The organism is Kitasatospora cinereorecta (assembly GCF_024172095.1).
Classification (GTDB): Bacteria; Actinomycetota; Actinomycetes; order Streptomycetales; family Streptomycetaceae; genus Kitasatospora; species Kitasatospora cinereorecta.
The window spans coordinates 332,197-356,994 of the sequence record NZ_JAMZDX010000003.1 but is presented as its reverse complement, the minus strand read 5'-3'; the positions used below and the strand labels follow the sequence as shown (position 1 = coordinate 356,994).

The 24,798-nt window shown below is 70.8% G+C and carries 13 protein-coding genes; 4 read left to right on the top strand and 9 right to left on the bottom strand.

Annotation, left to right across the window (positions count from 1 at the left end):
• Positions 1 to 35 precede the first annotated feature (35 nt).
• On the bottom strand, positions 36 to 380 hold the full coding sequence (locus FHR36_RS15215) for a DUF6086 family protein (protein WP_253797561.1): 345 nt from the start codon (positions 378 to 380) through the stop codon (positions 36 to 38).
• The gene (locus tag FHR36_RS15210; RefSeq protein WP_253797559.1) at positions 377 to 7,030 is read right to left on the bottom strand and encodes an RHS repeat domain-containing protein; all 6,654 of its coding nucleotides are present in this window, start codon (positions 7,028 to 7,030) and stop codon (positions 377 to 379) included. Before FHR36_RS15210 ends, FHR36_RS15215 begins: the two co-directional genes overlap by 4 nt.
• 477 nt (positions 7,031 to 7,507) lie before the next feature.
• On the opposite strand from FHR36_RS15210, the gene FHR36_RS39915 reads away from it, so the two are divergent.
• The gene (locus tag FHR36_RS39915; RefSeq protein ID WP_308199351.1) at positions 7,508 to 11,728 is read left to right on the top strand and encodes a ricin-type beta-trefoil lectin domain protein; all 4,221 of its coding nucleotides are present in this window, start codon (positions 7,508 to 7,510) and stop codon (positions 11,726 to 11,728) included.
• Positions 11,729 to 11,815: 87 nt separating this feature from the next.
• On the opposite strand, the gene FHR36_RS15195 is transcribed toward FHR36_RS39915, so the two are convergent.
• Entirely contained in the window at positions 11,816 to 12,061 is a 246-nt protein-coding gene (locus FHR36_RS15195; RefSeq protein ID WP_253797557.1) for an SCO4848 family membrane protein, read from the bottom strand.
• Positions 12,062 to 12,168: 107 nt separating this feature from the next.
• On the opposite strand from FHR36_RS15195, the gene FHR36_RS15190 reads away from it, so the two are divergent.
• Positions 12,169 to 13,404, top strand: a complete 1,236-nt coding sequence (locus tag FHR36_RS15190; protein ID WP_253797555.1) for a D-alanyl-D-alanine carboxypeptidase family protein — start codon at positions 12,169 to 12,171, stop codon at positions 13,402 to 13,404.
• Positions 13,405 to 13,430: 26 nt separating this feature from the next.
• Here FHR36_RS15190 and FHR36_RS15185 read toward each other — a convergent pair whose 3' ends face one another.
• From FHR36_RS15185 to FHR36_RS15175, 3 genes are all read right to left on the bottom strand, one after another.
• Positions 13,431 to 14,297 carry a class I SAM-dependent methyltransferase gene (locus FHR36_RS15185; protein WP_253797553.1) on the bottom strand — a complete coding sequence of 289 codons (867 nt, stop codon included), beginning with the start codon at positions 14,295 to 14,297 and terminating at the stop codon, positions 13,431 to 13,433.
• Between the two features lie 64 nt (positions 14,298 to 14,361).
• Positions 14,362 to 15,279 carry a YihY/virulence factor BrkB family protein gene (locus FHR36_RS15180; RefSeq protein ID WP_253797551.1) on the bottom strand — a complete coding sequence of 306 codons (918 nt, stop codon included), beginning with the start codon at positions 15,277 to 15,279 and terminating at the stop codon, positions 14,362 to 14,364.
• Positions 15,280 to 15,340: 61 nt separating this feature from the next.
• A complete protein-coding gene (locus FHR36_RS15175; RefSeq protein WP_253797548.1) occupies positions 15,341 to 16,339 on the bottom strand; it encodes a glycosyltransferase family 2 protein in 999 nt (332 codons plus the stop codon).
• A gap of 136 nt (positions 16,340 to 16,475) precedes the next feature.
• Here FHR36_RS15175 and FHR36_RS15170 point away from each other — a divergent pair, with 136 nt between their 5' ends.
• The gene (locus tag FHR36_RS15170; protein ID WP_253797538.1) at positions 16,476 to 20,057 is read left to right on the top strand and encodes a bifunctional glycosyltransferase/CDP-glycerol:glycerophosphate glycerophosphotransferase; all 3,582 of its coding nucleotides are present in this window, start codon (positions 16,476 to 16,478) and stop codon (positions 20,055 to 20,057) included.
• Between the two features lie 71 nt (positions 20,058 to 20,128).
• Here the strand turns inward: FHR36_RS15170 and FHR36_RS15165 are convergent, their stop codons facing one another.
• The 3 genes from FHR36_RS15165 to FHR36_RS15155 are packed head-to-tail and all read right to left on the bottom strand — an operon-like array spanning position 20,129 to position 23,064.
• A complete protein-coding gene (locus FHR36_RS15165; RefSeq protein ID WP_253797537.1) occupies positions 20,129 to 20,683 on the bottom strand; it encodes a 2'-5' RNA ligase family protein in 555 nt (184 codons plus the stop codon).
• On the bottom strand, positions 20,683 to 21,720 hold the full coding sequence (gene trpS / locus FHR36_RS15160; RefSeq protein ID WP_253797535.1) for a tryptophan--tRNA ligase: 1,038 nt from the start codon (positions 21,718 to 21,720) through the stop codon (positions 20,683 to 20,685). Before trpS ends, FHR36_RS15165 begins: the two co-directional genes overlap by 1 nt.
• A 30-nt stretch (positions 21,721 to 21,750) precedes the next feature.
• A complete protein-coding gene (locus FHR36_RS15155; RefSeq protein ID WP_253797533.1) occupies positions 21,751 to 23,064 on the bottom strand; it encodes a hemolysin family protein in 1,314 nt (437 codons plus the stop codon).
• 104 nt (positions 23,065 to 23,168) lie between these two features.
• Here FHR36_RS15155 and FHR36_RS15150 point away from each other — a divergent pair, with 104 nt between their 5' ends.
• Positions 23,169 to 24,731: a glycosyltransferase family 39 protein gene (locus FHR36_RS15150; protein WP_253797531.1), complete on the top strand. Its 1,563-nt coding sequence runs from the start codon at positions 23,169 to 23,171 to the stop codon at positions 24,729 to 24,731.
• Positions 24,732 to 24,798 lie beyond the last annotated feature (67 nt).

Here is a 24,798-nt window from a genome sequence, read left to right as displayed (position 1 = left end):
AGTGCTGCGGGCTCCTCGTTGCTCGTGACACCTGGTCAGCCCCGGGTCATCGACCCCGAGGCTCGCTCCGTCCGGTCGGACCAGGAGACGGGGATCCGCCCGCCTCCACGTTCGACCATGACCGCTGCCGGGATGATGAATCCCTCCAGCATGCCCCGAAGGACCGGATGGACCGATCCGTCATGCCGGTCGATCAGTTCACGAACGAAAGGTTCGAAGACCTCCGGATCGACCTCGCACTCGTCGTCGACGATCCCGGCGAGTCCCGACGGAAGTCCGACGAATTCCGCCAGCACACCCGCCTGGGCCAGAAAGAGCCGGGCAACCGAGTTCGACGGATTCCAGAGATCCAGATCGCCTGTCTGGAAGTAACAACTCACTCGGCCCACCGTACCACCACGTCGACGTTCGGGTTGCTGCCGCGCCATCCCTCGACGGTCTTCTCGACCGCAGCCCGGAATTCCGGTGTCGAACCGGAAGCCTGGAAGTCCAGTCCGATCGGGGCCTGTTCGTAGCCCTTCATGTACTGGCGGGCCCGGACGTAGGAGTCCAGCTTCGTGGTGACGTGCTTGTCCACCCACTTCTGGATTTTCATGTTCGGGTTCTCGCCGGTGGCGGTCTTCTCCTCCCAGAGCCGTCCGCCATTGATCCGGTCGATGTCGGTGATGGTGTCGGACCAGTCCGCGGGGTTATCAACGATGTAGTCGACGTCGCCCTCCTGGGGCGGACGGACGCGGTTGCCGAGCTTGGGAGCGCTGCCGCCCGAGTCCGAGTCGGCCTTCCGAAGGGCAGTGCCGACCGCGTCGTTGAAATCGTTCAGACCCTTGCCGGTGACGACTGCGCCGCCCACGACGGCCACACCGCCCACGGCCATCGCCGGGCCACCGGCGACGCAACCCACACCCGAGAGGCAGATGAGGCCGCCACCGGCAATGGCGTCACCACCGGCCTGCGTGAGGGCCGCGCCCAGGACGGTCTCGGCACCCGACAGCCAGGCCTTGGGGTCACTGAGGAGCGCACCGGTGAAGCGAAGTCCCCACTTCGTCTTCTCCTTCGCCTTCTCCAGGGTCGACGGCTTGTGCTGCGGAGCCGGCTTGATGCGCTTCACGCGGACAACGTAGGAATTGTCGGGCTCCGTGAAGTCCACGTGCTGGACCGTGCTCACTCCGTCACTGTCGGCCTTTCCGACATTGGTGTACTGCCAGTGGTCGGGGCCTCCCTCCCAGAAGTCCTGACTTCCGTCCTGACACGTTCCGTCGCACTTCCCCAGCGGGTGCAGGCCGTTCGCATCGCTGAGATTCACGGGGTTGTTGTTGCTGTAGGAATATCCGTTCCACTGCTGAGGCAGATCGGCGTTGAGAATCGGGTCCGGGTTGAGGAACCGCCCGTGCACCGGGTCGTACTCCCGCGCTCCGAGATTGGTGAGACCGGTTGAGTCGTCCAGGGTGCCGCCGACGAAGCCCTTGTCACCGGCCCAGCTCCCCCCAGCCGGCTGAGTGCCGCGCGGGTTGCCGAACGGATCGGTGGGGCGCCGGGTGACGGTCTGGGCCGCGTCGGTGTCGATCTGAACGCTGTTCGTCGCGTGCGGGTCGGACGCCTGGTAGACCAGCTTCCCCCCACCCGTGGCGGTGGTGACACGGGAGATGCTGATGCCACCCGGCGCCCCGTAGGTGCGCACATCGGTCAACGATCCGGACGCCGTGTCGAGGGTCAGCTCGTCGATGCCCAGGTTGAGCGTCGTCCTGCCCTGGTCTCGGCGGATCAGCTGGTTGCCGTCCGCGTCGTACAGGTACGTCGTGCCTGGGTTCTGGCCCGGCTTGGTCAGCGAGTCGAGCTTGTCCTCACCGTTCCACGCCAGACCGGTGCTGCCACTCGGGTCGGTGACCCGCGTGGTGTTGCCCATCGCGTCGTACTGGTACGTCGTCAGGACAGTCCCGCTCGCGGACTTCGTCGACGTCGACTGGAGGGCGTGCGGGCCTCCCTTGCCGTCGCCCGTGTTCGCCGTCTTCGGCGTGCCGAAGACCTGGGTCGTGGTGATGTCCTTCGAGGTGTCACCGGTGGTGTCGTGCTGCACCAGGGAGGTCCGGTTACCGGTGAGGTCGTACGTGTAGCTCTGCCAGTAGGGTGCCGGCCCTCCCACGCTCGGCCTGCCGTTGACGGTGGCGGGGCCGTTCGCGTTGGCACACGTGCCGACGCCCGGGACGGAGGGCGCGGGCTTGGCAGTCGTGGTTCCGGTGTCGCTCCAGGCCTGGGTCAGCCGGCCCAGGTAGTCGTAGCCGAAGCACTGCTGATCGGTCGACGAGGCGTTCTGCACGTCCTTCACCGAGGTGATCTGACCGGCCGGGTTGTAGGTGTAGCTCATCTGGTCGAGCGAGGTGGAGCCTGTCTGACGGTCCAGGAACGACCCGGTCAGTCGTCCCGTCGCCCAGTCGTACTGCTGGGTCGAGACGACCTGCGTGCCCCAGTCACCCACCGTCGTCCGCGTCGGCCGACCGAGCGCGTCGTACTGGGCATCGGTGACGAGCGTGGAGTTGCCGCCGGAGGCGATCAACAGACCGGTGTTGGAATAGAGGTAGTCGACCTCCTCGGCCGGCAGACCGCCCATCGCAGGCAGGTTGACGTGGTCGAGGGACCCGAGGACCGGCGTGTAGGAGCTGCTCGTCGTGTAGGTTCCGGCGAGCGCGCCCTCCGTGGCGGGAATCGTCACGGTCATGCCGAGCGGCCGATAGGCGTCGTCGTATCCGGTGACCGCCTGCGTGTAGGCCGCACCCGAGGCACCGCCGATGTAGCGCGTCGAAGAGGTCGGCTGCCCCTTCCCGTTCGGCAGGGTGTCGTAGGCCCAGCCCGCCAGCTGATTGCCCGGCGCCACGCTGCCCTTGTACAGGCCGGTCTTGCGACCGAGGACGTCGTAGGCGTACGCGAGGGTGTCGCCCTTGGCATCGGTGGTCGCGGCGACCCGGGAGTTCACGTCGTAGGACGTCGAGGTGGTGCCGGTGTCGGGATCGGTGACCGACACCTGGCGCCCCCTCACGTCATAGCCGTACGACCAGCGGTTGCCCGCGGAATCGGTTCGGCTCGACGGCAGGCCGTCAAGGTTGTACCCGTATGTGGTGACGTCGGCATCAGCGGCATTCCCCGTGGCCGTGGCGGTGTGGTACTGCCACAGCTGGACAGTGCGGCCACGGGCGTCCGTGAACGTACTGGTCGGGGTACCGCCCTGGGCCGGAACCGCATCCACGCGGTCCACGCCGGGGTAGGCGGCCGTAGCCGTCCACTGCTGCTGTCCGTAGGACACGAAGGTGCTCGCGACCCCGTGTCCCATGCCGTCGTAGGTGGTCCAGCTCTGCCCGGGGACCTGGGAGTCCTGCGGGGCGAAGACCGTCCCGCCCGGCTGGTTCGCACCGTCGTAGTACGGCGAGGACGTCCTGACAACCCAGCCGTGCGAGTCGTACACCGTGTCGGACACCAGCCGGCCGGAGCCTCCCGTTGCCGGGGTGCTCTGCACCTGCCGCAGCCGGCCGAGGCCGTCGTACAGCTCTACCTTGGTCGAGTAGGTGCCGTCCTCGTTGAGCCACTGGCTGGTGACCGTCGGCGCCGCCGACGTGCCACTCATCGCGTAGGAGAACTTGTAGGCCGGCGACTGGGTTCCCGTGCGGTCCGCGGGCCACACCGCGGTCAGACGGCCGAGCCCGTCGTACTGCCGGCTGCTGGACCGTCCGTTCGCGTCCGTGGCCACGAGCGGCAGGCCGCGACCCGGGTCGTAGGTCTGGCTGGTGGCCCAGGACGCGCCCATCGGACCGGTGAGCGTGATCTTCGTCGGAATGGCACCGGAGGACGGGCTGTACGCCGTCGAGGTCGCGGCGCCATCGGGCCCCGTTGCCGAGGTGACCCGACCGTAGGTGTCGTAGGACGAGGTGGTCATCGTCGCGTACTGCGCATGGCCCGACCCGTCGTACGAGTTGAGGACCTGCGTGCTGGTCGGGTCACCGGTCGCGCCGGCGACACCGAACGCCGAGCCGTCGTAGTAGGTCCGGGCATCCTCGACCGTGTTGGAGGCATCGGGCGAGGTTCCGCACGGGCCTGCCACAGCCTGCTGGGCCGATATCTTCAGCAGCATCATCGGATTGCTGCCCGCCGCGTAACTCGTGGTCGTGCAGACCTCCGGCACAGTGCCGTCGCCCTTGTCGTCGACTCGCAGCGGCCGGTTCGCGTGGCTCGGGTCCGAGGTGGCAACGCTGGAGCTGGTCCGCCAGGAACCGTCGGCAAGGTGGCCCCAACCGGAGCTGGTGGCGCTGGTGCTGCCGTATCGGGCGACGAGGTCGGGCATGCCGTTCGTCTGCTTGTGGGTGGCGGTCACCACCGCGCCGTCGGTGACGGTCGACGTGGCTGTGACGACCGCACCACCGGCCCGGTCGAACTGCTGGCTGCCCATGACCTTGCCGTCGAGCCACCCGTCGTCGACGTGCGTCTGTGCGGTCGCCCCCGGATAGGGAGTGAAGGCCACGGAGGCAGCACGGGCGGAACCGTCGGACTTGAGGTCGCCGTTCATTCCGCGGAGGTAGGTCGTCGTCTGCTGGGTCTTCGGCGCCTCGCCGGAGTTGCCCGTTCCGGTGGTCGTGGTGACGGTCTGATAACCGCGGAAGTCGTCCCAGGTGCGGACCTTGGGGTCGGTGAACTCGTTGTCGTTGCGGTGCCAGGCCGCGCCGCCGCCGTAGGAGTAGTCGCTGGACTTGGTCAGCGTGGTGCCGGTGACGGCGTCCTGCTCGGTCACGGCCTTGACCAGGTACTTGTTGAACCAGTCGTTGACCGGGTCGGGCGAGGACTGCCCAGGCAGGTACCAGTGGACCGGCATGCAGGCCATCGAGTTGTTGTCCTCGGAGGACGGCATGTGACCACTGACGCGGGAGCACTCGGGGTCGGCGTAGGCCACATTGATCCGGCCGCCGGTCTCGGTGGTGATCTGCTGGATCCGGGGGCGGTAGAACGCCGGTTGCGCCGGGGTCAGACCGTCCACGCGGTTCGCCAGCTCGCGTGCGGTGAACGACACTGCGGGCAGCGTGACCGCCGACTGGCCGTTGGTGGAGGTCCGGAGGATCGACGACAGCCACAACGAGGGCTTGGTGCCGTCACCCGGGTCCGGGAAGGTGTGCTTGAACTCCCAGGAGTCCACGCCGCGGTAAGCGCCGTCGACCAGGACCTGGGTCTCGATCTTCGACAGCATCAGCGGCGACCAGAACGAAGGCCCGTAGTTGGCGCACGTCCCGGACTGGGCGCAGTTCTGGTCCAGCGGGCTGTCCGGCCAGTTCGCCTGGTTGGCGGTGGTCCGCTGGGCGGTGGTGCACGTGACCGGACCGGACGCGACGCAGCGCTCACCGGTGGTGAACACGACCTTGGCCGCCGGCTTCACGCCACCGTTCGCGGCGACCTGCTCGGGGAGACGCTGGCCGTAGGCGATCTGCGTGACGTCAGCCGCGCGGACGTAGGCGGTCAGCGTGCCGCTGCCGCCGTTCTGGCCACCGCCGCGGCTGTAGTAGTTGGTCTCCTGCTGGTAGCTGTAGGTGACCAGGTTCTGGTGCGGGTCCACGACGTAGTCGAGGTTCCAGCGCCAGCCCTCCTGGCAGAACGACGCCTTCCCCTTGGCCGAGTCGTAGCAGTCGTCTCCGCTGTTGGGGGAGTAGACCGGCGTGTACTCGACCGAGTTGGCCGCCGGGTCGCCGTGGCTGCCGCCCGGCAGGTGGTTCAGGCCGAAGTAGTACTGCACGCCGTCCGAGGTCGTGACCCGCCAGTACTCGCCGTTCCTGGCCTCGTTGGCGGCCCCCGTGAGCTGCTCGACCTTCGAACCGTCGTCGTTCTGGAGATGCCATACGCCCGTACCGTCGTCCCGCACCAGCGAGCCCGAGTGGCCTCCCAGGTTCAGGCTGGCGTTCTGCCCGGCCCAGCACTGGTCGCCCGAGCCCGCGATGCCGTCCTTGTCGCAGGAACGGTACGACCGCTCGATGAAGCCCGGCTGGTAGCCCCAGCCCTCACCCACCGACGACGCCTGCGCGTTCTGCGCCGACGTCTTGCCGTCCACCAGCGACGAATCATAGAGGAGGGACACGACCGGGCCGGCTCCGGCGATCGACGCCGGGGTCTCGATCGGGTACGAGTACGTGAAGTTGCCGATGTTCGAGCCGGCACCCCACGCCATGGACGGCGACAACGGCGAAGCGGCGTAACCGCCCATGGCGCCACCTGCAGAGGTGGTCGCGGCCAGCACCGTCGCGGCCGGCTGGACCGCCGTCTCCACGAACGACGCACGGACGACGCCGGCGCGGTCCGATGCCGACGCCTTGACCGCACCAGTGCGGTCGCTACCCGCGAGACCGACCTCAGCCGTCAGTACCCCGGTCCTGGGGTCGACGCTCGACGCAACCGGGGTCTGCTTCTGGCACTCGCCACGCTCGGGGGTGGTCAGGGCACACGAGGGCAGCTCCACCAGCCGGGTCCGGTCGGTCCAGCCGATCCCCTGAAGGGCCTTCAGATCGAGCGCGACCCTGACGCTACGGCCTTCGGCCGCAGCATCCGCGTCACTCAGCGCGATCACGGGACCCGCCACACCCGCGGCCTTTCCCCGATCGCCGCCCGCCACCTCGACCTTGACCGAACTCAGCTGACTGCGCTCGCCCTTGGCGACCTTCACGGGAAGCTTGCCGGCCTGCACCGGCTTCCCGTCCGCCAGCGCGACGGTCGCCTCACCGGTCGGGAGCTCCGATACCGGTGCCGGCTTCCAATCGGCCGGTACCGGATAGACCGGAGAAACCGGCTTGGCCGACGTCAAGTTCTTTCCCTTGACGGATTTCTGACTGCCCGTCGGAGAATTTGACGGCGTCCAAACCTTTCCGTGCGGCCTTCGGGCCGCGAGCGCCTCGGCCGAGGGGGCCGAAGGCAGCGTCATCACCAGCGACAGAAGGCCAATGAGCCCCATCCATCGCCTCCTTCTGGCCCAAAGCAACCGGCCGACCGGCGGCCGTATGCGCCAATCCCCCATCAAAGTCTCCCCAGAGATTTGTCGATGTGCAGCGAACGAATCGGGTCGCCGCCGGAGAGACCCTAGCGACAGGCCGAGCAGTGAATGATCACGAGAACGGCGACCGGCCCTTTATTGCCAAGTCTTGACCATCCGTCAGTGTGCAAGTCGGGACAAACCTCGCCAGTTCGAATCCGGCTTGACTACCAGGTCAATGACCTACATCGTTCCCTCGAACGTCCGCGCGATCTGGCGGACACTTCGGGGAGGATCGAAAGCACTTCTATGTCCAACTTCAGACCCGTATCAGCCGATAGTCGGCGAACGGCCAGAGGGGGAGGGCGTAACGCCCGTCTGGTCGCCGTCGCCGTCACCGGCGCTCTCGGCCTGGGAATGCTGAGCGTTCCCTTTGCCTACGCCGCACCGGGCCCCTCGGGCACTCCGGCCGGCTCTCCCGCCGGCGCCAAGCCGGCTCTGACCGCCGTTCAGCAGGGTATTGTGGACGCGCGCGCCAAGGCCAAGTCCACCGGCAAGCCGGTGGTGGTCGACGCGATGACCACCGAGACCTCGCTGACCCTGATCAACCCGGACGGGACGGCCAGCACCACCGACAACGCCCACCCGGTGCGCACCAAGCGCGACAAGGGCTGGGCCGACCTCGACGCCACGCTGCGCAAGAACGCGGACGGCACGCTCAGCCCGGCGGTCGGTTCGATGGGTCTGTCGCTCTCCGGCGGCGGCACCGGTCCGATGGCGACGCTGACCACGGAGGACGGCAAGAAGCTCGCCGTCTCCGCCCCGTTCGCGCTTCCCGCGCCGACCATGAACGGCGCCACCGCGACCTACCCGAACGTCCTGCCCGACGTCGACCTCCAGGTCACCGCGCTGTCCACCGGCGGCTGGCGGGACGTCATCGTGGTGAAGACCGCCGCGGCGGCCGCCGACCCGAAGCTGAAGAGCCTTCACTTCCCGGTGAAGACCCAGGGTCTGGACGTCGCGACCGACGCGGACGGCAACGTCACCCTCAAGGACAAGAGCGGCAAGGTCCGGCTGCACGCGCCGACCCCGCTGCAGTGGGACTCCTCGAAGCCGGCCAAGGCGGCCGCGCCGAAGGCCAAGTCGCTGGCGGCTGCCGCGCCGAGCGCCGCCGACGCCGGTCCGGAGGTGGAGGCCTCCACCACCGAGCGCGCCGGTGTCGGGGCGCACGAGGCCCCCATCGGGATCAAGGCCGACAACCAGGGCATCGACCTGACGCCCGACGCGGCCACCTTCGGCAAGGGCGACGGCCCCTGGTACCTCGACCCGAGCATCAGCGCCGACAGCGGCACCGCGCACTCGGCGCAGGTGCAGGAGTACCACGCGGGCACCTCGTACTACGACTCGGTGACCTCGCTGGGCGTCGGCTACTGCGGCTACAGCGACTGCACCGGCCACGGCCGTGAGCGGGCGTACTTCTCGATCAACATCAACCCGGCGATCTACACCCAGCCGGGCGGCGCCCCGTCCGCGCCGACCGTGTACGGCTCCACGCTGTACGCCAACGTGGACGGCGCCTCCAGCCCCGGCACCAGCACGCCGCTCGGCCTGTACTGGACCGGCGGCATCGGTCCGGGCGTCACCTGGAACAACCAGCCGTGCAACGGCGGTGGCACCTTCGGTGGCTGCGGCAAGGTGGGCGGCTCCACCTGGATCACCGGTACCGGCCCGATCAGCTTCGACGTGACCTCGCAGATGCAGCAGGCCGCGTCGGGGAAGTGGGCCAACTGGACCGTCGGCATCGCGCCCGACGACGAGAACAACATGTACTACCGCAAGCACATCACCAACAACCCGCACATCACCACCAACTACGACCTGCAGCCGAGCATCTGGTGGCCGCGGACCAGCCCGGGTTCGGGCTTCGCCAACTCCGACGGCAAGGGCAAGCCGGCCGGCTACGACTGCAACACCGGTGGTCAGCACCCGTGGGACAACCCGGCGTGGATCGGTGCGAACCAGAGCGTCTCGCTGACGTCGAGCAGCTGGTCCCCGGCAGGCCTGGGCCTGTGGACCAACTTCCGGATGTGGGACGACAACGACAGCAACAACGGCTGGTCGGGTCGGACCGGGTGGCAGGGCTCGTACAACGCCGCCTCGACGGTGGACGTGCCCTTCGCCACGCTGAAGGACGGCCACCAGTTCGGCTGGACGTCCAACGCGTACGACGCCGACCCGTACTGGAACGGCCTCGGCTCGCCCGACTCGACCTGGTGCTACTTCCGGGTCGACCGCACGCCGCCGACCGTGAGCGTCAGCTCGGCGCAGTTCCCGCCGTCCGGCTCCGCCGCCGCCAACCCGGTGGTGTACGCCAACCAGGAGGGCACCTTCACCCTCGGCGGCACCGACCCGGCGCCGAGCCCCGGTCTGAACGCCTCGGGCCTCGCCTGCTTCCGGGTCAGCACCAGCTCGACCCCGGTCACCGGCTGGCACTGCAACGACGCCGGCGTGGTGCTCCCCGACGGCTCGGGCAACGCCACGTACAAGTACACCCCGGGCACCTGGGGCACCAACATCCTGTACGTCCAGGCCCAGGACCAGGCCGGCAACTACAGCCAGCCGTACGCCTACAGCTTCTACGCGCCGTGGAACCCGGCCAGCTCCCCGGTCTTCGGCGACGTGACCGGTGACGGCAAGCCCGACATCACCGTTCCGGACCCGGCCGGCAACCTGCGCGTGGTCCAGAACATCAGCGACCCGGTGAACGCGGGCGCCATCGCGGACCCGTCGGCGACCTCGCCGATCAGCAACTGGAACGGCCTGCAGATCACCCACCGCGCCTCGCTGCGCGGCGGCACCCCGGTCGACGACCTGATCGTGCACCAGCCGGGTGCGGCCCAGATGCTGCTCTACATCAACGACGGCCACGGCACGTACACCCAGCGGACCCCGTTCTACCCGAGCGGGAGCGCGACCCCGAGCCAGGCGAACTGCGTCGACACCGCCGGTGCGCCGGTGGCCCCGGGCAACCCGGGCAACTGCCCGTCCGGCGTCGGCATGGACTGGTCGCAGGTGAGCCAGGTCCTCGCCATCGGCACCCCCGACGGTGAGACCACCTCCGCGCCGCTCAGCCGGACCTCGCTGGCCGTGGTCATCAAGGGCGCGCTCTGGATGATCCCGCCGGGCGGGAACAACGTCGTGCTGCTGAAGAAGACCGAGACCCAGGTCTCGAACCTGCCGTGGGACGCCGCCGTCGGCGGTGACGGGTACGACCTGATCGGCCCCGGCCCGGCCAACGGCACCAGCGCCTGGACGGTCGGCTCGACCAACTACACCGCCAAGCAGGCCACCCTGTGGGCGCGTGACCGCAAGACCGGGCAGATCTTCTCCTACCCGATCACCAAGAACGCCGCCGGTGTCACCGACTACACCGCCCTGGCCGACCCGACCAAGGGCACCCTCATCGGTTCCGGCTTCGACACGCTCACCTACCCGACCGTCGGCTCGGTGGGCGACTTCGACGGCGACGGCGTGGCGGACCTGTACGCCCAGAACTCGGGCGGCAAGCTCGTCCTGGCCAAGGGCGTCATCGGCGACCCGACCAACCGTCCGGGCGTGGTGACCGGCCTCGGTGGCTCCACCACCATCGGCGACCCGCGCGGCCCGCTCGCCCGGTACCCGCTGAACGGTCCGGTCAGCACCACCGACACCACCCACACCGCCGACCTGACCGGTAAGAACACCGGCACGATCGCGGGCGACGTCACCTTCACCGACGCCAACCTGGGCGGTGCGCCCACCAAGGCCGCGGTCTTCAACGCCAACAACGGCGCCATGGGCCAGGTGACCTCGGACCTCCAGGTCGACACCACGAAGTCGTTCACCGTCAGCGCCTGGGCGCGGGTCGACGACCTCAACGCCGACGGCGTGGTGGTCGGCCAGGACGGTGCCCAGTCCAGCAACTTCATGCTGTGGCCGGGCAGCTGGACGCCGGGCGCCCCGACCTGGAGCTTCGGCCTCTCGAAGGCCGACTCCGGGTGGAGCTACGACGCCACCTCGCCCGCGGTGAGCGGCGCCGACGCCAAGCAGAACGCCGCGGCCCGGGTGCAGCAGGGCGCCTGGACCAAGCTGGTCGCGAGCTACGACTCGACCACCGGCCAGCTGTCCCTGTGGGTGAACGGCGCGCTCGCCGCCACCGGCAAGCACACCGGCACCACCGCCCCGACGGGCAAGCTGGCCATCGGCCGGTACTGGAACGGCGGCACCGCCAAGAACCCGTTCAAGGGCGCCATCGCGGACGTCGCGGTCTACCCGTACGCGACCGCCCCGGGCGGCAACGGCGGCCCCGTGGCCCTGGCGGCCAACACCGCCAAGTGCATGGACGAGAGCGGTGGCGTGGCCACCCCGGGCACCGCGGTCCAGATCTGGGACTGCAACAGCAGCGCCGCCCAGCAGTGGACGTTCCAGGCGGACGGCACCGTCAAGCTGCCGTTCGGCGGCTGCCTCGACGCGGTCAACGCCGGCACCGGCAACGGCACGCAGCTGCAGTGGAACACCTGCTGGGGGACGCCGACCAACGGCGCCCAGCAGTTCATCCCCCGGGCGGACGGGTCGATCTTCAACCCGGTCTCCGGCCGCTGCGTGGACCTGCCCGGTGCCACGACCACCAACGGCACCCGGCTCCAGCTGTGGGACTGCAACGGCAGCGGGGCTCAGGTCTGGAACCTGAACCCGGCGGTCTGATCCCACCGCGGCACAACCGTGAGGCCGGTCTCCCGAACACTCGGGAGACCGGCCTCACGGCCGTTCACGGCCGTTCACGGACGGGTGTCAGGCGCGCTTCAGCGCCCGCAGGCCGCGGACGCCGATGGCGCCGATGGCGACGCCGAGCGCGAGCGAGGTGATCGCCAGCAGCAGGTGGACCCAGAAGAAGGCGGTGGGCTGGGAGTGGTCGCCGCCCACGAAGGCCTGGCCGCCGGAGTCCTTCCAGAGGTTCTTCACGAAGGTCGTCCAGATGAACAGCGACCAGACGCCGAACGCGGTGAGGAACCAGGACAGGGTGCGGCTGAGCTTCATGGCCCCCAGTATGCCGACTGGGCCGGACGGACCAGCGGCGGGTACACGGTCGAAGGACACCTCCGGCCCTGCCGTGCCTGACGCGATGGTGCGGGTACCGTCCGAAAATGCAGATAATCCGTCGGATCGGGTACAGCTCGATCGCCCTCACCGTCGGCCTGCTCGCCGCGGGCCCCGCCGCCGCGCGGCCGCAGGACGCTCCCCCACCGGGCCGCACCACGATCGGCGGGGCGCGGCTCTCCGCGGCGGGTGTCCAGGTCTCCCCGCGGTCGGGCGCGCCCGCCCTGCCGGGCAATCTCACCGGCCGCTCCTGGCTGGTGGCCGACGCCGGTACCGGCGAGGTGCTGGCGGCGTTCAACGCGCACGACCGGCTGCCGCCCGCCTCCACCCTCAAGATGCTGTTCGCCGACACCGTGCTGCCGCGGCTCGACAAGAGCACGGTCCACCACGTCACCACCGCCGAGCTGGCCGGCATGGGCGCGGGCTCCAGCCTAGTCGGCATCAAAGAGGACCAGGACTACCGGGTCGAGGACCTGTGGCGCGGGGTCTTCCTCAGCTCGGGGAACGACGCGGTGCACGTGCTCGCCCACATGAACGGCGGCGTGGACCGCACCGTCGCCGACATGCAGACCCGCGCCGAGCAGTTGCAGGCCGACGACACCCACGTGGTCACCCCGGACGGCTACGACGAGGACGGGCAGCTCTCCTCGGCGTACGACCTCACACTGTTCGCCCGGGCCGGGCTGAAGAACCCGGACTTCCGCGCCTACTGCGCCACCCGCACCGCGCAGTTCCCGGGCGCGGTCGACAAGACCACCGGGCAGCGCGGCAGCTTCGGCATCGCCAACACCGACCGGCTGCTCGGCAAGTACCCGGGGCTGATCGGGGTGAAGAACGGCTACACCACCAACGCCGGCGCGACCTTCACCGGCGCGGCCGAGCGCGGCGGCCGGACCCTGCTGGTGACCGTGATGCACACCGAGACCAGCCCGGGGGTCTACGACGAGACCGCGGCGCTGCTCGACTGGGGCTTCGCCGCCGCCGGGAAGGTCGCCCCGGTCGGCACGCTGGCCGAGGACCTCGCCCCGCCCGCGGCCGCTGCCCCCGCAGCGGCCAGGCTGCCCGGAGTGCCGCAGGCCGTACCGACCGGCGCCACCGCCGCCACGGCCTGGGTGGGGGTGCTCACCTGGACGCTGGCCGCCCTCGGCTCGCTGTTCGCCGCGGTGGTGGCGCTGCGGCTGCGGGCGATCCGCCGACGCCGGCGCAGGGCCCGCGCCCTGCTGGCCGGTGCGGCCGTGATGGGACCGCACCTGCCGGGCGCCACGGCGATCCGCCGCCGCTGAGCGCGGCGGCGGACGCCGGGGGGCGCTCAGTGGCTGCGGCGGGCGCGGGCGGCCCGCAGCGCGCGGCGGGTGGCCCGGGTGGCGAACGGGGGCAGGACGTCCAGGGCGAGCCGGCGGGCGGCCGAGCGCTGCGGGGCGGCGGACCGCGGCGCCGGGCCGGGGGCCGGCGCCGGGTCCTTGGCCAGCCGGTGGCAGACCTGCCCGGCGATCAGCTCCTCGTCCATCCGGAAGCCCTCGCCGCGCCAGTCCCGCTCCAGCAGCACCCGGGTGAGCGCGTCCGCGTCGCCCCAGGTGCCGTAGAACTTCTCCGGGGTCAGCAGCACCGGCTTGAGGCCGTGGTCGAAGACGGCCTCCCAGACCGCGGCGGAGACGCCGGGGGTGTGCGGGGAGCGGTAGTCGTCGAGGGCCACCAGGCCCTCCTTGGCGAGCGCGTCCCGGGCGACCTGGATGTCGCCCGCCACGTGCTCGTACAGGTGCGACGCGTCCACGTGGACGAAGCGGCAGCTGCCGGTGCGGATCCGGCCGTCGGCCAGGACCGAGGTGGGGGCCTGGATCACGGTGGGCAGCTGCGGGTGGAAGGCCAGGTAGTTGGCCTCGAACGCCCGGCGGGTCAGGGAGTCCCGGTAGGACATCGCCATCTCGGCGGAGTTCTCGGAGTCCGGCGCCTCGGAGTCGAAGAGGTCGCAGACGGTGAAGCTCTCGCCCGGCTGAAGGTGGTCGCCGAGCAGGATGGCGCTGCGCCCGAGGTAGGCGCCCAGTTCGAGCAGATCGCCGGTGGTACCGGCGTCGGTCTGCCGACTGAGGAACCAGGCGAAGGCCGCCTGGTCGACCGGGAAGAACCACCCGGGCACGTCGTCGGGCGTTACCGGTGCAGAAGGTGCGGAGTCGGACACGGTACGGCCTCCAGGGTCACTGTGACGGGGATCATAGCCACTGGTTCCGGCGACCGACAGTGGATCAGCCGATGTCCTCGGTGGCCGCGGCGCGGGCCCGGTCGGCCTGCTCGGCGGCGCGCAGACGGGCGGCGGCCGGATCGGCGAGGGCTGTCCAGGAGGCGCAGAAGAGCAGCAAACGGGTGACGAAGTTCATCCAGAGGAGCAGTGCGACCGGGACGCCGAAGGCGCCGTACAGGCTCCGGCCGGCAACCGAGCCGAGGTACGAGGAGAGCAGCACCTTGAGCAGCTCGAAGCCGACGGCGCCGATCAGCGCCCCCTGGGCCAGGTCGCGGCGGCGCTGGTCGGTGATCCGCGGGAAGGGGGCCAGCAGGTAGGCGAAGAGCAGCAGGTCGGCGCCGACGGCGATGAGGAAGCCGATCGCGGACAGCAGCCAGCGGCCGGCGCCGCCGTGCAGGCCGATCGCGTCGGCGACCCGGTGGGCCAGGGTGGTGGCGGTGGCGGACAGGGCGAGCGAGAACAGGCAGACCACGCCGAGGCCGAGCAGGACCAGGCAGTCCTTGCCCTTCACCAGGACCGGGTTGCCGCCCTCGTCGGGCAGGCGCCACACGTCGCGCACCGAGCCGCGCAGGGTGTCCACCCAGCCGAGGCCGGAGAGCAGCAGCAGCACGCCGCTGACCAGGCCGACGGTGCCGGCGTTGGCGACCAGGCCGGGCAGGTCGAGCCGGTCGGACAGGCCCGGCACCTGCTCGGAGATCTTCTTCTGCAGCTCGGCGACCCGGGAGTCGCTGAGCACCGCCACCGCGATCGCCAGGGCGACGGTGAGCAGCGGGAAGAGGGCGAGGAAGCCGAAGAAGGTGACCGCGCCGGCCAGCCGGTTGCCCTTGACGTCGGTGAAGTGGACGTAGGTGCGGTACGGGCGGCTGCGCAGCACGCGGGCGGCCAGGGGGCCGATCACCGGCAGTTTGGTGAGGAACTCCACGGTCGGTGTATACCGTGCCGCGCCCGCCCGGCCGGGGCGGCGCGCGGCCGGGGCGGGCGGGTCAGCGCTTGATCATCCGCCGGGCGCGGGCTGCGGCGCGGGCTCCCTGGAAGGCGAACCAGTGGCCGCGGCTGAGGAGTTCGGTGCGCAGGCCGATGGATCCGCCGGGTGCGCGGTAGTCGGCGGGCCGCAGCCGGGCGCAGTGCGCGGCGGCGCGGCGGAAGAACTCGCGGCGGTCGGCGGGCGGCACCCGGTCGGGCTTGGTGACGATGGTGAGCAGGTGGCGCAGCATCCGGCCGTAGATCTCGGGGCGCCAGCGGTCGAGGTCGGGGCGCCGGTCGAGGAAGGCGAAGACCAGGTCGTACTGGTCGAAGATGTCGAAGTGCTTGCGGCTGGGGGTGGCGAGGATGTTGCCGCCCTCGCGGCGCTGGCGGTAGTGGAGTCCGACCTGGTCGAGCAGGGTGATCCGGTCGGCGGCGAGCAGCGCCGGGAAGGTCCAGGGGGTGTCCTCGTAGTAGCCGGCCGGGAAGACCAGTCCCTGGGCGTCGACGAACTCGCGCTTGTAGGCCTTGTTCCACACCACCATGAGGATGTCGAGCACCTCGGGGCGCTCGTCCAGGGCGAAGGCGTCCGGTCCGGGCCGGCCGAAGATGCCGGCGGAGGCGGAGCGGACGACCCGGCCGTCCCAGTAGGTGCGGGCGTAGTCGTAGATCGCGATGTCCGGGTCGCCGGTGGCGCGCAGCCGGGCGTCGAGGTCGGCGAGCAGGCCCGGGGTGAGGGTGTCGTCGCTGTCCAGGAAGAGCACGTACTCGCCGGTGGCGACCTCGAGGCCGGCGTTGCGGGCCCGGCCGAGGCCGACGTTGTTCTCCAGGTGGAGCACGGTGACCCGCGGGTCGGCGGCGGCGGCCTTGTCCAGGATCACCCCGCTCCCGTCGGGCGAGCGGTCGTCCACCGCGATCAGTTCGTAGTCGGTGTACGGCTCGGACAGTACCGAGTCGAGGCACTGCTGGAGGTACTCCTCCACCTGGTACACCGGCACGATCACGCTGAAGCGGGGCATTCGTCACTCTCCTGACCTGGCCTGGCCCGCGCAGACTAGCAAGACTCGGGAGGTAGGATCGCGGCTGGTATCCGGCCGGTTCCTCGCAAACCGGGCAAGCCGCTCGCGCCCGCTGATGAAAGGTCCTGCGCAGCCGATGGCCCCCCGCCTCTCCATCGTCGTCCCGATCTACAACGTCGAGCGCTACCTCGAGGAATGCCTGGACTCCCTCGCCGCGCAGACCTTCGACGACTTCGAGTGCGTCATGGTCGACGACGGCTCGAAGGACTCCAGCGCCGCCATCGCGGAGGCGTACGCCGCCAAGGACTCCCGCTTCCGCCTGGTGAAGCAGGAGAACCAGGGCCTCGGCGCCGCCCGCAACACCGGGTGGCGGCACATCGCCGAGGGCACCGAGTTCCTGGCGTTCGTCGACTCCGACGACACCCTGCCGCCCAGCGCGTACGAGCTGATGATCGGCACCCTCGACAAGACCGGCTCCGACTTCTGCACCGGCAACGTGCTGCGGTTCCGCGCGGTCGGCTACTACCCCTCGGGCGGCCACAAGAAGCCGTTCAAGGAGACCCGACTGCGGACGCACATCACCGAGATCCCCGCGCTGGTGACCGACCGCACCGCCTGGAACAAGGTCTACCGCCGCGAGTTCTTCGACCGCGCCGGCGTCCTGTACCCCGAGGGCATCCTGTACGAGGACGCCCCGGTGAGCGTCCCGCACCACTACCTCGCCCGTCGGGTGGACGTGCTCTCCGAGCCGATCTACCACTGGCGCGAGCGCGAGGTCGGCGAGATGTCGATCACCCAGATGAAGACCAACCCCAAGGGCGTCATCGACCGGGTGAAGTCGATGGAGCTGGTCCGCGCCTGGATGCTGGAGCAGACCGACCCGAAGTTCCGCAAGTACCTGCGCTCCTACGACGAGAACAACCTCGTCGAGGAGATCCCGATGTTCTTCAACTCGGTGCTGGAGGGCGACCCCGCCTACAACGCCGGGTACCAGGAGTCGGTCACCCGGCTGCTGCGCGCGATCGGTCCGGAGCAGGTGCGCAAGCTGCGCGCCCCGCTGCGGCTGAAGTACCACCTGACCCTGCAGGGCCGGATGGACGAGCTGATCGAGCAGCTGCGCTTCGAGAAGGACAGCAACGGCGCCGCCCCGGCCCGCGGCCTGCTGCGCCCGTACGCGGACTACCCGTTCCTGCGCGGCGGCCGCAGGAGCGTGCCGGCCGAGCTGCTGCGGCTGAACAACGCGCTGGTGATGCGCAGCCGGCTGTACCAGGCCGGCTGGGAGGACGGGAAGCTGCACCTGACCGGGCACGCCTTCCCGGAGCACCTGGGCGCCGAGAACAAGAACGACATGGTCAAGGTGCTGGTGCTGCGCGAGGCCCGGGGCCGCCGCGTGGTCATGGTGCAGACGAAGACCATGTACAGCCCGGAGGCCACCGCCAGCTCGCCGCACGACCTGTACAGCTGCGACTGGGCCGGCTTCTCCGCGGTGATCGACCCGGAGCGGCTCAAGCACCGCGGCCAGTGGAAGGACGGCTCCTGGCGCATGCTGGTGGCCGGCATGGGCAAGGGCGGCGTCTACAAGGGCCGGGTCTCCGGCGGCTGGAGCGACACCGCCGAGTACCCGCCGGTGCACTGGGTCGACGAGGACGTCCGGATCGTCTCCTGGCTGTCCAACGACAACTACGTCCACCTGCGGGTGGAGCAGGTGCGGGCGCGGGCCGTGAAGGTCTCGGCCGAGCGCGGCACGGTGCGGATCGAGGGCCTGGTGGTCTCCGGCGCCGACCTGGCCGGCGCCGAGCTGCGGATGAGCCACGTGGAGTCCGACCGCCACCTGGCCTTCCCGCTGGAGCTGGGCGTGCCGGTGGGCCGCCACGTCCCGTTCACCGCCGAGGTGCCGATCGCCGAGCTGACCGCCGTCCGCAGGGCCTGGGACGCGCTCGACCCGGCGGCCGAGGAGCGCCTGCGCGACCGCTGGGACAGCGCGCTGAAGCTCACCGACGGCACCACCCTGCCGATAGTGGTGGACGAGCGCGCCGCGCCCAGCCACCTGGACGTCCCGCTGGTCGACCCGCTCGCCGAGCCCGGCGCCGGCCCCCGGGCGCTCTACTCCAAGCCCTCCCCGAGCGGCTACCTGCAGCTGACCGACCAGGTGCTGCAGCCGGTCATCGAGGAGATCTCGGCCGCCCGCGACGGCGACGGCTTCGTGCTCAGCGGCACCTTCCCGCTGTCCGGCGCGCACCGCTACGAGCTGGTGATCCGGCACGCCTGGCGCGAGGAGGAGCACCGCTACCCGGTGGAGATCGCCGACGGCCGCTTCCAGACCGCGCTGCCGGCCGTGCCGACCGCCAGCTACGCCGGCCAGGTGCCGCTGTACAAGGGCACCTGGGAGGTGTTCTTCCGCCCGGTCGGCGCCGACCCCGAGTCGCTGTGGCCGCAGGCCCTGCTCGGCCCGTCCTGCCACGGCACCCTGCCGGTCGAGGTGGTGGCCCGCGGCAAGCGGATCGCCCTGGAGCGCCGCAAGTACGACCTGCTGTCGCTGGAGTCGCACGACGTGCTGCCGCCGGAGGAGCGCAGCGGTTTCCGCCAGCGCCAGCAGCGCACGGCCTTCCCGCAGACCCAGCGCCGTCCGCTGGCCGACGCGGTGCTGTACTACACCGGCAAGCGCAGCCGGTACGCGGGCTCGCCGCGCGCCGTCCACGAGGAGCTGGTGCGCCGCGGCGCCCCGCTGCGCCACCTGTGGGCCAGCGACGACCTGCAGGCCGACCTGCCGCAGACCGCCGAGGCGGTCCGCCGCTGGTCGCCGGAGTGGTACGAGGCCCTGGCCACCGCCAAGTACGTGGTGACCAGCACCCACCTGCCGCCGTTCTTCACCCGGCGTCCGGGCCAGGTGGTGGTGCAGACCTGGCACGGCACCCCGCTGAAGCAGATCGGCCACGACTTCGAGAAGGTCTGGTTCACCGACTCGGAGTACCTGGAGCACCTGGTCCAGGAGGTCCCGCACTGGTCGCTGCTGGTCTCGCCGAACCGGGTGTCCACCCCGGTGCTGCGCCGCGCCTTCAAGTTCGAGGGCGAGATCCTGGAGACCGGCTACCCGCGCAACGACGTGCTGTTCGCCGCGGACCGGGAGAAGACCGCCGAGCAGGTGCGCGAGCGGCTCGGCCTGCCCGAGGGCAAGAAGGTGGTGCTCTACGCGCCGACCTTCCGGGAGGACCGCCGCCGCCCGCAGGACGGCTACCAGCTGGACCTGCGGATCGATCTGGAGGCCGCGAAGGCCGCCCTCGGCGAGGACCAGGTGCTGCTGATCCGCGGCCACGAGCTGGTCTGCGCCCAGGTGGTCGAGGCCGGCGACGGCTACGTCTGGGACGTCACCAGCTACCCGGACATGGCCGACCTGCTGCTGGTCGCCGACGTCCTGGTCACCGACTACAACTCGGCGATGTTCGACTTCGCGAACACCGGCCGCCCGATGCTGTTCTTCACGTACGACCTGGAGCACTACCGGGACAACCTGCGCGGGTTCACCTTCGACTTCGAGGCGCAGGCGCCCGGCCCGCTGCTGGCCACGTCGGCCGAGCTGGTCGACGCGCTCGGCCGGGTCGAGGACTTCACCGAGCGGTACGCCGACACGTACGCGGCGTTCCGCGAGGTGTACTGCGACCTGGACGACGGCCAGGCCTCCGGCCGGGTGGTCGACGCGATGCTGGGCGAGCAGGAGTAGCTCGGAAAAAAGCCCCCTCGGACGATCGGGAGATCGTCCGAGGGGGCTTTCCGCTGGGCCGGAGGGAGCGCTCAGGCGCCGAAGGGGTAGCCGCGCCAGGGGCGCCAGACCTCGTCCGGCCCGAACCGGGACAGCACGAATCCGGTCACCTCGAAGGTCGCGTGGAAGCCGCGGGCCTTCTCGTACGCCTGGTCCAGCACCTCATCGGGCAGCCCGTGGGCGACCGTGACGTGCGGGTGGTACGGGAAGGCCAGCTCCCGCGAGAGCGGGCCGGAGCGGACGTCCGCCTCCAGCACCCGGCACTCCTGGGCGCCCTCCTCGACCCGGACGAACACCACCGGCGACACCGGCCGGAAGGTGCCGCTGCCCTGCAGCAGCATCCGGAACGGCCGGTGCCCGGCCGCCACCGCCCGCAGGTGCGCCTCGATCCCGGCCAGCCGGGTGGAGGCCACCTCGGTCGGCGGCAGCAGGGTGACGTGGGTGGGTATCGAGCGCGCCAGCGGATCGCCGAAGCCGGCCCGGGCGTCCTGGACGGCCGAGCCGTACGGCTCCGGGACGTGTATGGACACGCCGATGGTGACGACCTCGGGGAGGTCGCCGCCCTCGAAACCGGCCCCGGCTGGCATCAGCGCTTCGGCGGGAGGAAGCCGATGCGGTCGTAGACCGTGCTCAGGGTCTCGGAGGCCACCGCGCGGGCCTTCTCGGCGCCCAGGCCCAGCACCCGGTCCAGCTCGGCCGGGTCGTCCAGGAACTCCCTGGTGCGGGCCTGGAAGGGCTCCACCCAGGCGGTGAACAGCTCGGCCAGCTCGGTCTTCAGGGCGCCGTACATCTTGCCCTCGAAGTGCGCGACCAGCTGCTCGACCGACTGGCCGCTGAGCGCCGAGTGGATCCGCAGCAGGTTGGAGACGCCCGGCTTCTCCTCCTCGTCGTAGGAGACCACCGTGCCGGTGTCGGTGACCGCGCTCTTGAACTTCTTCGCGGAGACCTTCGGCTCGTCCAGCAGGCTGACCAGGCCCTTGGGCGAGGACGCCGACTTGCTCATCTTGATGGCCGGGTCCTGCAGGTCCTGGATCTTCGCCGTCTCCTTGAGGATGTACGGCTTGGGGACGGTGAAGGTCGGCGCGTAGCGGCTGTTGAAGCGCTCCGCGAGGTCGCGGGTGAGCTCCACGTGCTGGCGCTGGTCCTCGCCCACCGGCACCGCGTCGGCCTGGTAGAGCAGGATGTCGGCAATCTGCAGGATCGGGTAGGTGAACAGGCCGACCGTGGTGCCCTCGGCACCCTGCTTGGACGACTTGTCCTTGAACTGGGTCATCCGGCTGGCCTCGCCGAAGCCGGTCAGGCAGTTCATCACCCAGCCGAGCTGCGCGTGCTCGGGCACGTGCGACTGGACGAAGAGGGTGCACCGCTCCGGATCCAGGCCCGCGCCCAGCAGCTGGGCGGCGGAGATCCGGGTGTTCTCGCGCAGGACCGCCGGGTCCTGCGGCACGGTGATCGCGTGCAGGTCGACCACCATGTAGAAGGCGTCGTTGGCCTCCTGGAGATCCACCCACTGGCGCACCGCGCCGAGGTAGTTGCCCAGGTGGAAGGAGCCGGACGTGGGCTGGATGCCGGAGAGCACCCGGAGGCGGTCCTTCACGGGACCGGTGACCGCTGCGTTGACCATGGGCGCCATTGTTCCAGCTTCACCGACCCCTCAGGAAACTTCCGCTCCTGGAGGATTCGACAGTGTGACCGCACTCACCCGGATGCGTTCGATGCGCCGACCGTCCAACTTGGCCACGGTCAGCCGGGCGCCGTCCTCGGTCAGCACCTGGTCGCCCTGCTCGGGCAGCCGGCCCAGCTCCCGCACCACGAAGCCGGCCACCGTCTCGTACGGGCCCTCCGGCAGGGTGAAGCCGGTCTCCTCGGTGAAGTCGGCCAGGTTGAGCAGGCCGTCCAGCTCCATCGCGCCGCCGGCCAGCAGCCGGGTCGCGGTGGTGTCCTGCGCGTCGTACTCGTCGCGGATCTCGCCGATCACCTCCTCGACCAGGTCCTCCAGGGTGACGATGCCGGCCGTGCCGCCGTACTCGTCCACCACGATCGCCAGGTGGTGGCCCTCCCGGCGCATCTCCCCCATCGCGGCCAGCACCCGCTTGGTGGCCGGCAGCAGCTTGACCGGCCGGGCCAGGTCGCGGACCCGGGCCGCCCGCTCCCCGCGCACCCCGTACAGGTCGCGCACGTGCACGAAGCCGGTCACCGCGTCGTACGAGCCCTCCACCACCGGGTAGCGGGAGTGCGGGGAGTCGTCGGTCTCCGGGCGGACCTCGGAGACCAGCCGGTCGGCGTCCAGGAAGGTGACCTCGGTGCGCGGCACCATCACCTCGCGCAGCTGGCGCTCGCCGGCCGCGAACACGTCGTTGATCAGGGTCCGCTCGTCGCTGCCCAGCTCGGTGTTGGCCGCGACCAGGCCGCGCAGCTCCTCCTGGCTCATCGAGCCCCGGCCCGCCTTCGGGTCGCCGCCGAGCAGGCGCACCATCAGGTTGGTCGAGTGGCCGAGCAGCCAGATCACCGGACGCAGCGCCACCGACATCACGTCCACCACCGGTGCGGCCAGCACCGCGATGGAGTCGGCCCGCTGCAGGCCGATCCGCTTGGGGGTGAGCTCGCCGAGCACCAGCGAGACGTAGGAGATCACCAGGGTCAGGCCGACCAGGGCGACCGCGTCGGCCACCCCCTCGGAGAGCCCCAGGTCGACGAAGACCGGGGCCAGCTTCCCGGACAGCGTGTCGGCGCCGAAGGCCGCGGACAGGAAGCCCATGCAGGTGACGCCCACCTGGACGGCGGCGAGGAAGCGGTTGGGGTCGGCCGCCAGATGGGCGGCCCGGGCGGCCCGCTTGGTGCCGGCCGCCTCCAGGGTGCGGATCTGTCCCTCGCGCAGCGAGATCAGCGAGATCTCGGCGACGTTGAACAGTCCGCCCAGCAGGATGAAGACCAGGACGAGCGCGGCGTCCTGCAGGGTTTCACTCACAGCGGGTCATCCTAGGCGGGAGGACCCCCGCTGCGGGCAGAACGACCGGACCGCCATAATTCCTGGCAGACCGACCGACTCCCCCCACGCTCCCCAGGACGCACATGGCCCGGACCACCCCCCTCTCCGACGCCCCCGCGGACCCGTCCGCGCCGCCACGGAGCCGGCGCCGGCCCGACAGTGCCCGCGCCGCACGCCGGCTGCTGCGCAGCGTCTGGCTGTGGCCGGTGCTGGCCACCCTCGCCTGCGGCCTCTACCGGATCGCTACGCCGGTGCTGTGGCACGACGAGCTGGCCACGCTCTCGGTGGTCCGCCGGCCCGCCGGCGCGATCTGGGACATGCTGCAGAACGTCGACGCCGTCCACGGCACCTACTACCTGCTGCTGCACTACTGGATCTCGGTGTTCGGCGACTCGCCGGCCATGCTGCGCCTGCCGACCGTGCTGGCGATGGCGGGCGCCGCCGGCTGCACGGCGCTGGCCGGGCGCCGGATGTTCGGCGAGCGCGCCGGTCTCGCCGCGGGTCTGGTGTTCGCGCTGGTCCCGACGGTGACCCGGTACGCCCAGGAGGCCCGCTCGTACGCGTTCGTGATGCTGGTGGCCGCGGGGGCGCTGCTCCTGCTGCTGCGGGCCCTGGAGCGACCGGGGGTGGTGCGCTGGCTGTGCTACGCGGGGGCGGTGGCAGCGGCGGCCTATCTCCACCTGGTGTCGCTGGTCTTCCTGGGGGCGCACGCCGTCGGGGTGCTGCTCGCCTGGTGGCGCAGCCGGCGGGACTGGCGGATCCCGGCCGGGTTCGCGCTCGCCGCGCTGGTCGGGGTGGCCGCCGCGTACCCGCTGGTCAAGCTGGGCGAGCAGCAGGCGGGCCGGCAGATCGGCTGGATCACCCGGCCGCACCTGGCCGAGCTGTCCACCATCTGGCTGCAGATCTTCGGCGGGACGCTGGTCACCGGGGCGATCCTGCTCGCGGCCGCGCTGGCCTGGGGGTCGGACCGCCGGCAGTCGGCGCTGTTCGGCTCGGTCCTCGCGGTGCTGCCGGTGGCGGCGATCTGGGTGATCTCGCAGAAGGCCTCGGTCTCGTACTTCATGCCGAAGTACCTGTTCTTCGTGGTGCCCGGCTGGGCGGTGATGGCCGGTGCCGGCCTGGCGGTGGTCCGGCTGCGCGGGATGGTGGTCGGCCTGCTGGCGCTGGCCGTGCTGGCCGCCCCCGACCTGCGGGCCATGCACCGGCCGCTGTCGCACGCCGACTACACCTACCCCGAGCCGGTCACCTGGTTCACCCCGCTCGACTACCGGGCGGCGGCCGACCTGGTGGCGGCCGGCTACCGGCCGGGCGACGCCGCGGCCTACGGCCAGCAGCAGTGGGCTCTGTGGTGGGGCGTGGACGCGGGCGTGCGGTACTACCTGCCGAAGAACGTCCGGCTGCGGGACGTGTTCCTCGGCCTGACCGGTGAGCAGCGGGCCGACCTGTGGCCCTCGCTGACCGGCGACCCGGTCGCCTCGCTGGGGCCGACGCCGCCGCCGCGGATCTGGCTGATCTCCAAGGACGACGGCGGCGACCCGTTCACCACGCTGCCGCCCGGCTACGCCAAGGTGCTGCAGGACCGCTACAAGCTGGAGAAGGCGGAGCAGGTGTCGGGCATCTCGGTCGCACTGCTGGTGCGCCGCTGACCCACACGCACGACGGAAACGGCCGACGGCCGGGCATCCCGTACGGGGTGCCCGGCCGTCGGCCGTT

Bases quoted from the DNA above. Each gene is read 5' to 3' on its own strand.
- FHR36_RS15210 (WP_253797559.1), bottom strand. From the start codon at position 7,030: ATGGGGGATTGGCGCATACGGCCGCCGGTCGGCCGGTTGCTTTGGGCC.
- FHR36_RS15195 (WP_253797557.1), bottom strand. From the start codon at position 12,061: ATGAAGCTCAGCCGCACCCTGTCCTGGTTCCTCACCGCGTTCGGCGTC.
- FHR36_RS15190 (WP_253797555.1), top strand. From the start codon at position 12,169: ATGCAGATAATCCGTCGGATCGGGTACAGCTCGATCGCCCTCACCGTC.
- FHR36_RS15175 (WP_253797548.1), bottom strand. From the start codon at position 16,339: ATGCCCCGCTTCAGCGTGATCGTGCCGGTGTACCAGGTGGAGGAGTAC.
- FHR36_RS15170 (WP_253797538.1), top strand. From the start codon at position 16,476: ATGGCCCCCCGCCTCTCCATCGTCGTCCCGATCTACAACGTCGAGCGC.
- FHR36_RS15165 (WP_253797537.1), bottom strand. From the start codon at position 20,683: ATGCCAGCCGGGGCCGGTTTCGAGGGCGGCGACCTCCCCGAGGTCGTC.
- trpS (WP_253797535.1), bottom strand. From the start codon at position 21,720: ATGGTCAACGCAGCGGTCACCGGTCCCGTGAAGGACCGCCTCCGGGTG.
- FHR36_RS15150 (WP_253797531.1), top strand. From the start codon at position 23,169: ATGGCCCGGACCACCCCCCTCTCCGACGCCCCCGCGGACCCGTCCGCG.